Origin of the sequence: Phaeobacter sp. NW0010-22, from assembly GCF_040365955.1 — a bacterium.
Classification (GTDB): domain Bacteria; phylum Pseudomonadota; class Alphaproteobacteria; order Rhodobacterales; family Rhodobacteraceae; genus OMPR01.
On record NZ_BAABWT010000005.1, the window covers coordinates 419,354 to 434,726 of the forward strand.

Genomic DNA, 15,373 nt, shown 5'->3' on the forward strand with positions numbered 1-15,373 from the left:
CATCATGTTCCATCGCGTCCGATCCCTGCGGAAAACTCTTGGCTATTCTTCCTTGAGTGTGATCAGGCTGGCTCTCTCCCACAGTCATGTTCATGTGGGTCTCGCAATGCCCGCCAAAACAGTTTTTTGACATTGCATGCGCAGCGGATTCTAGTCCTGTCATCAGGAATAGAAAAACAACGAGTAGCGTCGTGGATATGTTGCAAACGCACTTCATCAGACGAGGCTATCTCAAACTAAAACCCAATTCAATGCGAGCCAAGGTTCATGACACGCGTTGAGTCTGCAGGCTTGGTAACTGATTGCACAGATGAATGTCCGCTTTGGGAGAGCGTTTGAGTTTTGCAAAGGTCGCAATCTGCGCAGTGCTGCCGCTCGATCCGCCCCGCCAGTGTGAGTTGGCTGGCGGAACTGTCAGGCGTCCGCTCGCTGCCTATTCTGTTGAAAAACTCTTGTTGATTTAGGTCTTTGCTGCTGATTCAATTATCTTATTGATGTCGGAGATTGATCGCGATGATGGGATCACGTCAGGAAGCACAATCTGCTCTGTTCTATGATTTCTCGATAGAAGGTCACGTCCCCACGGATCACGTGTTGCGAGCGATTGATGGTGTTGTCGATCTGTCCAGCGTTCGGACGCATCTGACTGAGTTTTAAAGCTCCACTGGACGACCCTCGATTGATCCAGAATTGATGATGCGGATGTTGTTGGTTGGATACGTCATGGGCATTCGATCAGAACGGCGTCTGTGTGAAGAGGTCCATCTTAACCTCGCCTATCGTTGGTTCTGCAAGCTGGATTTGTCGGACGCAATTCCAGATCACTCGACATTTTCCAAGAACCGGCACGGGCGTTTCCGCGACAGCGATGTGTTGCGCCACGTGTTCGAGGCTGTGGTTGCCCAATGTATTGAGGCAGGTCTAGCAAGCGGTCAACGGTATGCGGCCGATGCCAGCATTATTGCAGCGGATGCCAACCGTCAAAAGTCCACACCCAAGGCAGATTGGAACCCAGAGGCCATTGATCCTGATGATGCACCCCGCGCAGTTCGCGAGCACCTCGACACACTGGACGACGCCGCGTTTGGCGCAGCCAGCCCAGTTGTGCCCAAGTTCATCTCACACTCAGATCCCGCATCTCAATGGACAGGCGCCCGTGGCGGTCCGGCATATTTTGCATATTCTACGAACTATCTGATCGATACAGATAACGCTGTGATCCTTGAGGTCGAACCCAGCCGATCTATTCGGCAAGCCGAGGTTGGGGTCGTAAGAACCATGATTGATCGCGTTCGCAAAACGCACGACCTCAAGCCTGAACGTTTGATAGCTGACACCGCTTATGGCTCAGGCCAAATGCTGGATTGGTTGGTTGAGAAACGCGGGATCGCGCCACATATCCCTGTAATCGATAAATCAGGCCGCAAGGATGGTACGCTTGAACGGGCTGAGTTTACATTTGATGCTGAGAAAAATCTCTATATCTGCCCCGGCGGCAAAGAGCTGAGGCAATACAGGCGTGCTTTCACAAAGCCGAGGTCTGGTCCCAATAAAGATGCCACCATCCGCTATCGTGCCCGGAAATCTGATTGTGATAAATGTCTGCTCAAACAACGTTGCACACCCAAAGAGCCACCACGTAAAGTTACACGCTCAATTTACGAACCTTCCCGTGATGTCGCACGCGCCCTATCGCAAACACAGCAATATGCCATCTCGCGAAAGCTACGCAAAAAGGTCGAAACGTCGTTCGCCCATCTAAAACGGTTCACGGCTTAAGCCGGCTTCGATTACGTGGACCATGTGGCGCTCATGACGAATTTATTCTCGCCGCAACCGCCCAAAACCTCAAAAAGTTAGCCAGACTAGCACCGAACTCAATTCGGGCCAGTGCCGCGCAATAAAATCAAGGCGGGAACCATTTGCCCTGTGATCCAGGACCTGGGAAACCATGAGTTTTTCAACAGAATAGGCCCTAAACAGACATTCAGGGGCTTATCGCAGCCGAGGGCGATGCTAAGTTCACTACCGGGGGCGGCTCTGTGTAGTTGGCGAACTTTGCAAAGTCATTGAAACAATTTCTGGAACTGAAATGTCCAGCTCGGGATCATGTTGGCTACTAAAAAGTAAGGTTGGCTGGAAAAGTCTTCATTCTGACCGGAAAGAAGACTGCCTCTGGTAAATATATAATGTACATGAAACCACGGTTCTTTGAGTTTACAGTAACGGATGTCACTAGGTTTCTAAAACTCTAGGCACTGCGGTATTCTTTGGGTTTTGTGTCCACCTAAGATGCAGAAAAAAAGGCACACTAAGAGAAACGATGCCTGATAACAGGCATGAGATGACGCTCTAGTAGGGCATGATAGTAAATATGTGAAATTGAAAAATCTTTGGCGACACCTGACAATGTCACATTTCAACTAGCGCTTAACGATTGAAAATACACTGCACGGTTCATTGGTACCAAATATCGCACTTAATTCGACGCTGTTTAACCCACTTTCAGGAAGTTTGAAATGAACACCCAGCCAGCTTTCAGGTTTACAACAGATCCTATTCAAGTTGACTACCAGAATGGGGATCATAGTGAAAACCTGAGGATCAGCCATTTGGCAATATCCGGTGATGGTACAATTGGGTTGAGTGGGACAATATCGGGCACTAGTGATCGAACAGTCGCATTTTTGTCTGCCGATGGGACCATTTTGCAAGAGAACCGGCGCACGCAAGAAGATGATGAAGATAGTGTCTCGGGTCCTAGAGGAATTACCAACCACGTAGGAGACTCGTTTCTATACACCACCTACAGCCAAGGCCGGTATCAGTCTTCTGAAGGCAGTTTTACTCCCAGTTATCATATTCGGCAGGTATTACGGAATGATTCAGGTTCTCCAAGTGATCCCATATCCTATTCTGCATATAATGCAGGTGTCCCTGGTCAGATTGAGGCATACTCTGACGGGCGGTTTTTGTACCAGCTAAAAAATGGGTCCTCAGAAACGATTGTTCGACACTTGGACAACGGCCTCTTAGATACAGAGTTTCGGAGGCCATATCTAAACCGCGAATCTATTCGCGATTTTGAGCCTCTTGATGACGGCAGTGTGCTCGTGGTTTTAGAAGGCAGCAACAGGCTGTCACTGGTTAAACTGACTAATACGGGTGCTAAAGATTTCGGGTTCGGCATTGAAGGCAGAGTGAATATCACAACTCAGGCGTTCGAGCAGTCCGCATATACTGTTACCGTCGGTGGTGATGGTAAGATTTATTTGGCTGGAGAAGCGGATGGGGATTTCGTTCTTGTGCGTCTGCTTGATAGCGGATTATTGGACACGACCTTTGGTCCGGATGGATCAGGCTTCGTAATAACGCCTGTTGGCACTATCGGGGATAGCGCCCGAACGGTTTTGATCCAAGATGACGGCAAAATTGTTGTCGTCGGAAATCGTTATGACCCAAATGTTGGAGGGCTGGACGCCGCTGTGGTTCGCTACAATACCGATGGAACTCTTGATACTGGTTTTGGCGATGCCGGAAAAACCATTGTCCGAGGTTCCGGAGGCGATTCCGCACAACTTCAAGAAGGCGGGAGCATAGTCGTCGCAGGAGGGACGGGTATTTTTCGGCTGACTAAACATGGCCACTTCGATAATTCGTTCTCGAATGAAGAATCCCTTGGCAACTCCGTGGAACTCAATGGAGATGTTCCTGTCATATTGGCGAATGATGCCGCAATTTTTGACGAAGAGCTTTCTTTGTTGAACGATAAAGCGGGCAATTTCTCCGGTGCTTCTCTCACGATTGAAGGATTGGATGGGCGAGACGCGAGAGATGAATTCAGCTTCAAAATCACTCGATCGAGCACGTTCGACGTTACTGACAGCCTGTTAAAGCAAGGCGGCAAAGTATTTGCAATTTTCGAGAACGCTGGCGGTCATCTGAAGATTGACTTTACCGGAACTGGCGGAGTGGTGCCAACCACTGCCCTAATTACAGAGGTGATGCGTTCGATTTCTTATGTAAATCGGGCTGATAGCCGCCCGGAAACCGTATTTATCAATTGGATGTTCAGCGACGGAAACACTGGCGGTCAAGGAAATGGTGGAGCGTTGCAAATCAGTGGAGTCACAACTGTTTCAATCCAAGGTGGCAACGTCGAAAACCTGATTACAGATAACCACAATTTCACGTCAATTGACGAAGACTATTATGTCTCAGAGCTTGTGGTCGGGACATTTGTCGCGAATGATGTGTACCAGAGGGATATAGAATATTCGGTTTCTGACGACCGTTTCAGAGTGCGCGCTACAAGTGATGCCGAAATATTCGAACTTGTTTTGCGCCCGGGATCAAACCTCGACTACGAGAACAGTCACACTTCTAATTTATCGAAAACGGGGATTCAGATCGTTGCCAACCGTGCAGGATCCCCAGAGGATATCTTAAGCCAACAATCTTTTGTTCTCACAATCAACGATGTTGAGAGTGAAGATATCGATGCATCCTCCTCAACCTCACGCATCAATCTTCTTTCTCGAGACGATGAGGGGCCGGCCCGGTTAATAGGCGGTTCAGGTAGAGATAATTTGTCTGCTCTCAACACCAATGGGACGATAGGGAATGTGCTTATTGGAAATGTAAGTCCTGACAGACTAACGACGACAGGTGGAAATGACACGTTATCTGGTGGTAGAGGTAATGACAGTTTGTTCGTATACTTAGAAAACACATTACCAGGTTTCTATGACGGCGGAGAAGACCACGACACACTGTTTTTGCATTCTGCCAGCACTTCGGTTGTGGATCTTCGATCCCACGACATCAGGAATATTGAAACCTTAACGATTAGAGCCGGGCATATAGCCATTTCTGGGCAACAGTTTTTGGATTTGGGGCCTGACCTAAAGATCAGCCTAAATGGTGAGAGCAGCTACGACCGAACTTTAGAAATTCGACTTGAAGATCTGAATTACCTAGACCTGTCCAATGCGCTAGAAAAAAATTCTTCCTTACGGCGTACTGACGACGGCCTGATCCGAATTATTGCTGGTGACCAGCCTACTGATATCATCGGTTCTCGGGCGAGTGAATACATGTTGGGTGGGCAAGGTAATGATACCTTTCAACCAGGAATCACTGACACTGTAGATGGCGGTCTTGGAGTTGACACGGCTTCATACGTTTCTTCGTCTCAGGGGTTAAATTTTAACGTTCGGACTTTTAATCATCCTGAGCCCGGCAGTCTCAGGGAAAAATTAAGCTCAGTTGAAATTTTGATTGGAACCAATTTTGACGATACGATCATTGGTGATCTTTCTGATGTCAGAGAGTATTATGGTGGAATGGGTGCTGATTCAATTTTTGGATCAATTCACAATGACCTGATCTCTGGTGGGGGCGGTAATGATACGCTTCGGGGGTTTGAGGGTGACGATACATTGCTGGGCGGAGAAGGAGACGACTTAGCAATAATTAGTGCATCCCTCCATAACCTTGAAGTTTTCAACACCTCAGGTGGGATATTAATCTCAGGAGATTCATCTACAAGAATAGGCAATGATGTTATCCGGTCCGATATCGAGGCAATTCGCTTCCTTACTAATACAATGACCTATGCTGAAGTCGCTGCTATGGCCAAAGACAAAACAGTGACTGGCACGAACACTTCCGAAAATGTAAATGGCACAGCCGCCTCTGAGCTGATTAACGCGTTTGCTGGTTCGGACTGGATTATGCCAGGGGGTGGTAATGATACGGTCGATGGTGGTGATGGGAATGACATGGTGTCTTTCATCGACTTGTCCGACACACCCGGACGAACAAGTACTCAATTTCGGTTCAGCGTCGATCTGGGTGCTGGCACTGCACTCAATCACGAAAACTCGGAACAGGTTACGCTAAGCAACGTTGAGCGCGTAACGGGCACGATCTACGCTGACTACATTCGCGGTGACGATAGCGCCAATCAGCTACGCGGCGCTGGCGACTACGACTGGTTTATAGCCACCACCGGCAACGACACGCTGGACGGCGGCACCGGGCAGGACATGGTTAGCTTTGTTGAATGGGCCAACAGCGCCGAAATCACGATCTCAGACGCATTTTCGACTGACGGGGCCCCGCCCACCGGCGCACAGGCAACCGGGGTTCTGGTGGATTTGGCTGACCCCTCCAACAATTCTAATCTGGCGTCGGGCTTGACGATGACCAGCGTCGAAAGGGTGACTGGTTCGGGGCGGCAAGACGTGTTTTATGGCAACGGCCAGCAGAACGATTTCCGAGGCTTGGGCGATTACGACTGGTTCGTGGGTAGCTCGGGTGGACGTGAGCGCTATTTTGGCGGGGATGGGGTAGACACGGTGACCTATTTCCAGTCAGCCGCGGCGGTTACGGCAAGCTTGCGCAATGGGGCACGCGTTGCCGGCCAAGAGACCGGGTATGGCACAGAGGGTGACGCCGCGCAGGACCTGTATATTGAGATCGAAAATCTGGTGGGCACACAGTTTGGCGACCAGCTAACCGGCAATGACGCGCGCAACCAGCTCGCGGGCCTGGATGGGGATGACTTTTTATTCGGTTTCGGAGGCGTGGACTATCTCAAAGGAGGCGAAGGTGATGATACAATCGACGGCGGCGAAGGTTCAGATTACGCGCTGTTTTTCGGCAATCTAGCTGATTATACATTAACGCGGAGCTCCCGGACACAAGTACAGGTCACGGGCAACGATGGCGTGGATGAATTAGTGAATGTGGAGTACTTCCGCTTCGGCGACGAGACCATCAGAATCTGGGATCTTGTGATCACCTAAGCTAGGCAGAACTCAAAATAAAGAATTATGGGTGCGCGAATTGTTGAAAAGCGCAAGGCTTTTGCACAAGCTTGGCGTCCGTCTAATAGTGGTAGTTTTCGAATGCAATTGAAACCGCGTTAGCCACTCCCCTTCAGCGAAGAATAGAGAAGTGTAAGCCAGGCACTTATCCTTCTCACATCCGCCTTTAGCCCTAGTTTCCGTTAGACGAACCCATAAATCCATATATCAAATGAGTATGCAGAGTGGAACTGGTCGCGAAACACTACCAGTGTGGTACAGCTTTCCTCCGCTTCTGTCGCAGTTTCGAAAGTCCGGCCCACTTGTCCTTTCCAGTGTGTCACCAGATCAAGAATGCGGCGTTCCTTAGCATGTTTGAAAGCTGTATTTTCAGCGATACGTGTGTTTTCTTTCACTTCAAATCGCTGTGCTATATGGATCAATTCTTGATTTTCAGAATGGAGGATTTTGTCGATTTTTTCGCGGAAAGAGCTTTTCCATCATATCTAGGGGGCAGATTTTTTGGACGGCGCCCTCGAAGCTTCCACCGTTGCGAAAATCAATCATACAACGGTACAGCGCAGTCGCTTTGCGCAAGCTCTCCGGTGTGTGTTGGCAGGTCGCGTGACGCATGTCTTTTTAATTTGCTTTAGAAGACCGTGCTCTTGCGCCTGTTTCTAAATATGTCCTGCTTGGTCGCAGAACTCTTTGGCCATTTCAAACGCCCGACCAATTCAAGTAACCTGTCGATCAGTTCTTCCTTGAACCGATCAGCAAGGTAGGTGGTCAAACACCTCTTTAGACCAACCGTCTTGATACGCCGCAGCACCTTCGTTTGAATGTCGCTGGCAGAAGGCGGCCAAGTCACCGTCCCACTCGTCCGCTAAACCTTTGATGGTTTCACACTTGTGAGTACATGTGTACCTGCAGGTGGCTCGTAATGACGTCAAGAATTTTTAGACGCTGCGCAGCATTATTGGCTGGTCAAATCTTTGATAATTTGTGCCAATCTGGTTTGGACAGCTTGATCGCTTAAAAAGGTAACAACCATATTGCGTTAGGAGCGATTTTCACACCCCTCAGCTGGCATTTGTTGTGGTTTGCTCACTGACGATATCTCCGGACTCAGGGTCTCAATTCGCCGTCCCTCGCACGCTGTCCTCTACAGATCAATGAGCCAAAATTTGCAAAGTTCACTATCTGCGCTTTGTTGCCGCTCGATCCGTCACGCCAGCGTGAGTTGGCAGGTGGAACTATCAGAAGTCCGTTCACAGTCCAATGCAAACAGTGGTTTACCGCTCAACCTGCTTAATGCCGCAAGTGCGAAGCTTCTGTCTATCTTTGTGAAAGCGGTCATTCATCCGCCATAGCGAACGTCCACGATTGCTGCAGCCAGCACCTTGGGCAGTTCTGCGAAGTAAGTGACTTTTGTGAGGTCAGGCCCCAGCCGTTCAAAAACGACGTCCACAGCTTGGGACAGACATACGTGACCGGCACTTTTGGACGTAAAGCCACTGGTGAACGACAACTAAGTGAGGGCCTCTTATCGACCAATCGACAGCTCTGTTAATTTAAAGTTTGAGATTTCTCTTCGAGAATTCCGCTTTGAGCTAACCTTTAGTATATGTGACTGTCCTTTATTGCGAGCCAACACTCCTGAAAACCCTGTAAACTAATCAGAGCTTTGTGATCATCAAGATCAGTAACAGTGTGAGGGTGGAAAATTGCGGTTGCTTAGTTTGGTTAAAGCGCTTTCGAGATTGGCTTCGCTGAGAAGCTACATCTTCATTTGCATGTTGATTGTTGTTCTGGTCCCCGTTGTCTACGTCTCTCAACAAAGGGAACATCAGGCGTTTAACCGTGAACTTGAAAAGGTCGAGCAAAGCCACTTGGTCATTGCACGTAATCTATCCGAAGCTCTATCCCGATACGCCTCGGATTTGACCGCGACATTTGACTATTTCGTTGGCGATGGCGTCACCTTGCAGGGCAATGAAGCCGCTCAAGAATTGCTGGCGACATATGGCTTTCGATATATCCTTTCTTTTGATCCTAAAGGGAGATTGAAGGGTGATCTATCAATGACATCGCGTTCTTTGCCATCGCCTGACCTGCTCAACGAATTGCGAAGAGAAGCACGTCCGAACTATACAACCATCACCGGGGTAAAGCAGCTAGACGGCGAGCCTACCCTGTTTGCGGTTCGACGCGATACTCAGGAAAACCTTTACATAGGCGCATTTGACACTTCGTATCTTTCAAACGTTCAGAAAAAAGTCGCTTTTGGAGAGCGTGGACACGCAATGATTGTTGACAAGAACGGACGCGTCCTGGCCCATCCAAACCCTGAATGGCAGAGGGCTTCAACAGACGTGTCCGGGCTGAAAGTTGTGCAACACATGATTAGTGGCGATACGGGTGTTATGCAGTTTTACGCGCCACCCATTCAGGCCGATGTAGTGTCTGGATACACGAATGTTTCTGGGCCAGAGTGGGGCGTGATGGTTCCGCAGCCTCTTGAGGAACTACGATTGGCAGCCAGAGCGGAAGTGTCAGAAATGATGCGTATTTTGATGGTTCTGTTCATCGTCGCAGCCATTATGAGCTGGGTGTTGTCGGGCCTTATTTCGAAACCACTGGAGCAACTGTCAGACACTGTGGCGCGTATTCAGGCCGGCGACATGTCTGCACGCGTTCCCATGCCCGGTGCAGTTGCTCCGGTAGAGATGATTGGACTTCGAAATGTATTCAACGGGTTGATGGATTCACTAAGCGACCGCAAAGCCGCATTGCAGCAATCGCTTGAAGTCGCAGAAAGCGCCAACGCCTACAAAACCAAAGCCGTAACAGTGCTTAGTCATGAAATGCGCACCCCCTTAAACGGCATTATCGGAGCGAATGAGTTGCTGGGTTCCACTGAACTGTCAGAACCGCAAAAACGGTACTCTGCTATGATTAAGACTTCTTCAGAAACGCTTTTGAAGCACGTGAATGATGTTTTAGATGCAAGTCAGCCAACTCAACCGAGCATGACGACGAACCAATCTGTGTTCAACTTAAAGGATTTGCTATCCGATATTGTTGAGGAAAACGGCCCAATGCTGATGTCCCGCAAAAATTCGGTCAAGCTAGATGTGCCCCAAGATCAACCTCTTTTCGTAAAATCTGACCGAGTGAAGATCAGAAAAATTGCGTCAAATCTTATCGCAAACGCTACGAAGTTCTCCGACCACAACACCATTCAAGTGATTGTCACTAACGAAGAAGATACCGACGTCAAAATCCGTGTCGTAGATTCTGGAATCGGAATAAAAAGGCAGGATCAAACCAAAATCTTTGAGCCTTTTACTGTAGCAGATGGGAGCTATAATCGCCGCACAGAAGGGACAGGTCTTGGGTTAAGTATACTTGCTTCAGCGGCTAAATCGTTGGAGGCAACGTTTGGTGTAGAAAGCGAATATGGTGTAGGAAGTACCTTTTGGGTTTCCTTCCCTGACATTTTGCCAAGTGGAACTATGAACGCTCAATCTCCCAACCGTCAGACTTAACAATGCACGGATTAATACCGGTAAGATGCCCTCGATTGTTCAAAGGGCAGAGACCAGTAGCTGTTAGTTTTTAGCCGTCATGAGAACTGAGAAATCGAAATCGAAAGTTGAGGTTCGCCCTGGGATGGCTACCTAATGGACTTCCTACAATTTTAGGTAATAGGTTAGCTTCACTCAGTAGCTGGGCATTAAGCCTGAAAGTCACGTCCAAGAACCATCGGCGCTTTGCAAAGTCCGCTTTCTGCGCATTGCTGCCGCTCGATCCGTCCCGCTAGCGTTGGTTAGCTGGCGGAACTGTCAGATGGCTGCAGTCAGCCCGAAGCGGTTATGACTGATAAGGCTCTTAGATTCGTCGAAGGCCGACGGCAGATTTCTGCCCTTCGCCGAGACCGGCGCCGAGATTTGGAAAGCGGGCCAACCAGTCCTTTTTATGGCTTCAATCAATGGCTGCCCTTTTCAGGTACCAATTGCAGCAAAAAATACCTAGGGCGAAAAACGACAATCGCCGCGTTGCGATAGGTGTATTCAACCAAAAGAGAAGCGCAAATGATCTTTGCCAGAAATTTTGCTGGGTTTGTTTCGCGGACACCCGACCTTGCCGTTACGCCAATAGGAATTCCCTGCTTTCCTCTTAGCAAACTGGTTGTGCATCCAGAAAACAACCTTGTTCGGTTGGGCGGCCAATCAAGATCCTATCGCTTAAACTCCGTAATGACGGCAGTGCCGGGTGCCGTCGGCCCGTTCATTGCGCGCAATTCCGAGCTTGCATCGGATAGGGAGATTTCCCTTGCGACCATGGGGCGAATATCAACATCGCCACGCTCGATCATTTCCAACAGACGAGGATATTTCCAAGACGGCATGCCACGTGTCCCGAAAAAGGAAAGCTGTTTTGCATAGATGGCTCGCATGTTCACTTGCATCAACCCCTCGCCCGAAGGCATGCCAACTTGGACGTGTCTCCCTAGTGTCGCTAGGCATTCAAGTGAAGCATTGGTTGTCACGTCGATACCAAGTGCTTCGATTGAAACCTGTGCGCCACCGCCTGTGATGTCATGAATTGCAGCCGCGACATCTACTTTCGCAGCATTAACTGTCGCATCTGCGCCGTGCATTTTTGCGTGTTCAAGTTTTTCATCCACAATGTCAACAACAACGACTTGAGCGCCCAAGAGTTTAGCCAAGAGCAAAACGGATAAGCCAATACCACCGGTGCCATGAACTGCCACCCATTCGCCAGCTTTGACGTCTGCGCGATCAGTCAGTGCATGCCAAGCCGTTGTAACGCGACACCCGAGGCCTGCGGCAAGAGCGGGCGACATCGTATCTGATAGATAAACGAGGTTGTGGTCGTATGGCACTGCGACGAACTCGGCATAGGCCCCCGGCACACCAAAGCCAGGAACGATTTGTTGTGCACAGGTGTTAGATACGCCAGTGTGACATGCAACACAGCTACCACAGCCAAGAATGAAAGGTGCGATCAAACGGTCGCCAACCTTGTATTTTGCACTTGGCCCCGCCTCGACAACTGTGCCGCAATACTCATGCCCGAGGATCGACCCATTTTGCACTTTGGGATGCCCACCAGTCCACCCATGATAATCTGAGCGGCACACACCACAGGCTGCAACTTCCAAAACGACCCCATTGTCGGGGCAGGATGGATCTGAAACGGTTTCGATAGAGAGATCTTCGTTAAAGTTTCTGACAACGGCTGCGCGCATTGCTTTGTCCTTTGTAAATTCTAAACGGATCACCGGTGCAGAATCTCGATACAATTAGGCGGGCTTTTCGCCTTTCACCGTCACACGTCGACCTTTGCGTTCAGCTGGCCAATAATCCCAAATCGCACGGTGCATACAACAACGATTGTCCCAAAACGCCATATCATTGAGGTTCCACCGAAAACGAATTTGATAATTGATATGCTCTGCATGCTCAAAGAGCAGATTCAGGATCGCCTCACTTTCACTGTCAGACAAGCCCAAGATCTTGGTCGTGAATGTCCGGTTCACAAATAAGGACTTGCGCCCCGTATCAGGGTGGGTTCGCACAATTGGATGCACTGCTTCTGGGCAATCAATCTCTGTGTCTTTCTTGCCCCTGTCGCTATAGCGGCCTTTGTATATATGTTCAGAACTATGCAAAGCGGACAACTCGCCAAGCATCGCTTTGATTGGCTCAGACAGATCGTCGTAGGCGGCATACATATCGCTGAACATCGTGTCTCCGCCACAAGGCGGCGCGATGTGGATTTGTAACATCGTTCCAAGCGGAGGAGTTTCATCACATGAAACGTCGGAATGCCAGAATTCCCCGTTTGCGATCTTTGAATCCTTTGTGGCGTGGATTTCAAAAATCTCTGGATGACCCATCATCGTTGGCGCTGCTGGGTGGGCATGCAGGGGGCCAAAGCGTTTGCCAAAGGCGACATGTTGTTCTGGGGGAATTTCCTTTTGGTCCCTAAAAAAAAGAACTTGGTAAGTCAGGAATGCATCACGGATCTCAGCGAATTGCGCATCAGAAACAGCTTGACTGAGGTCGACACCATAAATCTCTGCACCCAAGTTGGGGGCGAAAGGTTTCGCCTCGATCAAATTGTATTCGTTTGTCTTTGGGGCGACCATAGCAACCTCATCTTTCACGCCTAATTCGAGCCTATTTGGTCCAACCTAGTGGTAAAATAATATTCGTGAAAACGAATAAATATTTACAATAAGGTAAAAAAAAATTAACAAACCTGATGTCTGAGAATTGAGTGAATGGACACAAAAGATGAGTATTCGGGCCTTGCGGACCTTAATCACCGTTCACCGGCATGGGAGTTTCCGCGCCGCCGCTGAGGTCGAGCGGCTCACGCCTGCCGCCGTCAGCCAACAGATGCGCAATCTGGAAACATCTTGGAACTTGGAACTTTTTGATCGATCCCAAAGAACGCCACAACTGACAGAAACAGGTTTGTCTTTAGTCGGTGAGGCCTCGGCCGTTATTTCCGCTTACGACAATTTAGCCGAAAAAGTGAGCATGGGTGACGAGTTGTCCGGCGAGCTCATTCTGGGCGCTGTACCGACGACGCTCACCGGGCTGGTTCCACTCGCCCTTTCGCAACTTAAACTCAAGCACCCAGGAATTCGGGTTCGCATTGTTCCGGGTCTATCAAACCAGCTCTTACTGCAGCTGGAGCGCGGCCAACTACAGGCCGCAGTTATTTCCCGACCAGATGTGATCTCTACCTCACTTAACTTTTCGGAGATTGCTAAAGAGGATTTGGTGCTCCTTGTCTCACACAACACCGAGGCATTGCCACCAAAGGAACTGCTGCGCTCACAACCATTTATCCGCTTTAACAGGGATGCAGTAGTCGGCAGGCAAATTGAAGCATGGTTGCAGATGAGTGAAATTTCGGTCAGCGACGCGATGGAACTTGAAGGCCTAGAGGCGATTTCAAGCATGGTCGCAGCAGAACTCGGGATTTCGATTGTGCCGCAAAGGTGCGTTACCGTAAGTGATCATCTACCTCTTAAAACCATTCCTCTCGGGGAAAGTAGGCCTAGACGAGTACTCGGTCTAGTGAGCCACGACGGCGCCCCGCGAACAAGTATCATAAAGGCGATGAACGCAGCTCTTTTTACGGCAGTATCGATTGGTGAATTCAAGATGGTGCGATAGTTGGCGTTTGCAAAAGACCAATACTCCTTGCAAACCCGGATTAATCCCGATTCCGATACCTGAAACCATGCACAGCACAGACATCTGATGCCTGTTCACTGGCCCAGTATGCCCTAAAGGCTTGATCAGGATGCAAGATATAGAAATACAATTTATCGAATAAAATCAAATTATTATATGATAAATGGTGCGGGTGAAGGGACTCGAACCCCCACGCCTCGCGGCGCCAGAACCTAAATCTAGCGAATATATATATAAATCATTGCCTTATACTTTTAGGTTCACAGGACAAACCAAAAACAAAAGCAGAAAATGTGAAAAGCAAAATCCCCTCAGCTCAAGCCAGCGGGGAGGTATTTTCTCTAACGGAGAGGTTTAAGAAGCCCCTCCTACATACGGAGTAGCGAGTGGCTCTTACGATGCGATTTTGGTGCGAGCTTTCACACGCCCATAAACCGCCGCCAGCAGCCGATGTGCAGCCTAAATTGATTAATACAGATACTTACACTAAATGGCCCTAGAATCAGCGTAACAGCGGAATTTTACAATCTCTCCCTATTGCGGCCATCGACTACCTCAAAATTGAACGCCATATAACACGCGCCCCGTGTTGCATCATCACTGATAGCCCGGCCTCAACATTCCAAAACGAGTTCCCTTCGCGTTTAGGCCGCAAGCATCAACCGAGCGACTGATCCCAGAACTTGTTTTAACAAACAGCAACGGGCGTCGTTTTTTTTCAGCCGACGGCCTTGTACGGGTACCCCTCCCGTCTCAATTGGAATCCCTCCGACAAGACCATCCGACGTCTTCACGACAACCTTTGAGAGATCGGAAAGCACTACGCTTATTGTGAACGGCTGATAGGAACAGCACTTGACCAACACGAACGCAAAGCTTCCCGGAACTCGATTTACAAAACAGTCACATCGCCTTGAATTTGGGCAAGAGTGGCGTTCTCTATCAGCAGCAGATCCCCTGCGCCGAAATCGAACTGGACGTCCCCGCCGATCTGAAACGCATAGCTGAACACATCACTGCCCGATGCGATCAAGGTCTGGTCCAGTTCGATCATATCTATATGGCTCTGATAATCCTTGACGGTATCGGACTCGCTGCCGCGCATGAAAACGAACACATCCTCGCCAGACCCACCATTCAGATCATCGGCACCGGTGCCCCCAACCAACGTGTCATTGCCGTTATGGCCGCGCAGCCGATCATTGCCTGCACCACCATCGATCAAGTTGTTGCCGTTATCGCCATAGACGTAGTCGTTGAAATTAGACGCCAGCACATTCTCGATGGAAGTGAACGTATCATTTGCCGCCTCGCCAGAGG

5 protein-coding genes and 2 pseudogenes are annotated in these 15,373 nt (G+C 49.3%); 4 read left to right on the forward strand and 3 right to left on the reverse strand.

The annotated features are described in order from the left end of the window. Positions 1-513: 513 nt before the first annotated feature. From ABWV33_RS13680 to ABWV33_RS13690, 3 genes and pseudogenes are all read left to right on the forward strand, one after another. A pseudogene (locus ABWV33_RS13680) lies at positions 514-1,904 on the forward strand (IS1182 family transposase). A gap of 615 nt (positions 1,905-2,519) precedes the next feature. Then, positions 2,520-6,812: a hypothetical protein gene (locus ABWV33_RS13685; protein ID WP_353331481.1), complete on the forward strand. Its 4,293-nt coding sequence runs from the start codon at positions 2,520-2,522 to the stop codon at positions 6,810-6,812. A gap of 1,724 nt (positions 6,813-8,536) precedes the next feature. Beyond that, positions 8,537-10,360, forward strand: a complete 1,824-nt coding sequence (locus tag ABWV33_RS13690) for a sensor histidine kinase (protein WP_353331483.1) — start codon at positions 8,537-8,539, stop codon at positions 10,358-10,360. A 692-nt stretch (positions 10,361-11,052) separates the two neighbouring features. On the opposite strand, the gene ABWV33_RS13695 is transcribed toward ABWV33_RS13690, so the two are convergent. Together ABWV33_RS13695 and ABWV33_RS13700 are read right to left on the reverse strand one after the other, a co-directional pair. Continuing rightward, positions 11,053-12,087, reverse strand: coding sequence for a zinc-binding dehydrogenase (locus ABWV33_RS13695; protein ID WP_353331485.1), 1,035 nt, complete (start codon positions 12,085-12,087; stop codon positions 11,053-11,055). 54 nt (positions 12,088-12,141) lie between these two features. Continuing rightward, entirely contained in the window at positions 12,142-12,990 is an 849-nt protein-coding gene (locus ABWV33_RS13700; protein ID WP_353331487.1) for a TauD/TfdA dioxygenase family protein, read from the reverse strand. Positions 12,991-13,138: 148 nt separating this feature from the next. On the opposite strand from ABWV33_RS13700, the gene ABWV33_RS13705 reads away from it, so the two are divergent. Then, positions 13,139-14,032 carry a LysR family transcriptional regulator gene (locus ABWV33_RS13705; RefSeq protein WP_353331489.1) on the forward strand — a complete coding sequence of 298 codons (894 nt, stop codon included), beginning with the start codon at positions 13,139-13,141 and terminating at the stop codon, positions 14,030-14,032. A 913-nt stretch (positions 14,033-14,945) separates the two neighbouring features. On the opposite strand, the pseudogene ABWV33_RS13710 reads toward ABWV33_RS13705, so the two are convergent. Continuing rightward, positions 14,946-15,373, reverse strand: a pseudogene (locus ABWV33_RS13710) (calcium-binding protein); the annotation flags it as partial.

Bases quoted from the DNA above. Each gene is read 5' to 3' on its own strand.
- ABWV33_RS13700 (WP_353331487.1), bottom strand. From the start codon at position 12,990: ATGGTCGCCCCAAAGACAAACGAATACAATTTGATCGAGGCGAAACCT.
- ABWV33_RS13685 (WP_353331481.1), top strand. From the start codon at position 2,520: ATGAACACCCAGCCAGCTTTCAGGTTTACAACAGATCCTATTCAAGTT.
- ABWV33_RS13705 (WP_353331489.1), top strand. From the start codon at position 13,139: ATGAGTATTCGGGCCTTGCGGACCTTAATCACCGTTCACCGGCATGGG.
- ABWV33_RS13695 (WP_353331485.1), bottom strand. From the start codon at position 12,087: ATGCGCGCAGCCGTTGTCAGAAACTTTAACGAAGATCTCTCTATCGAA.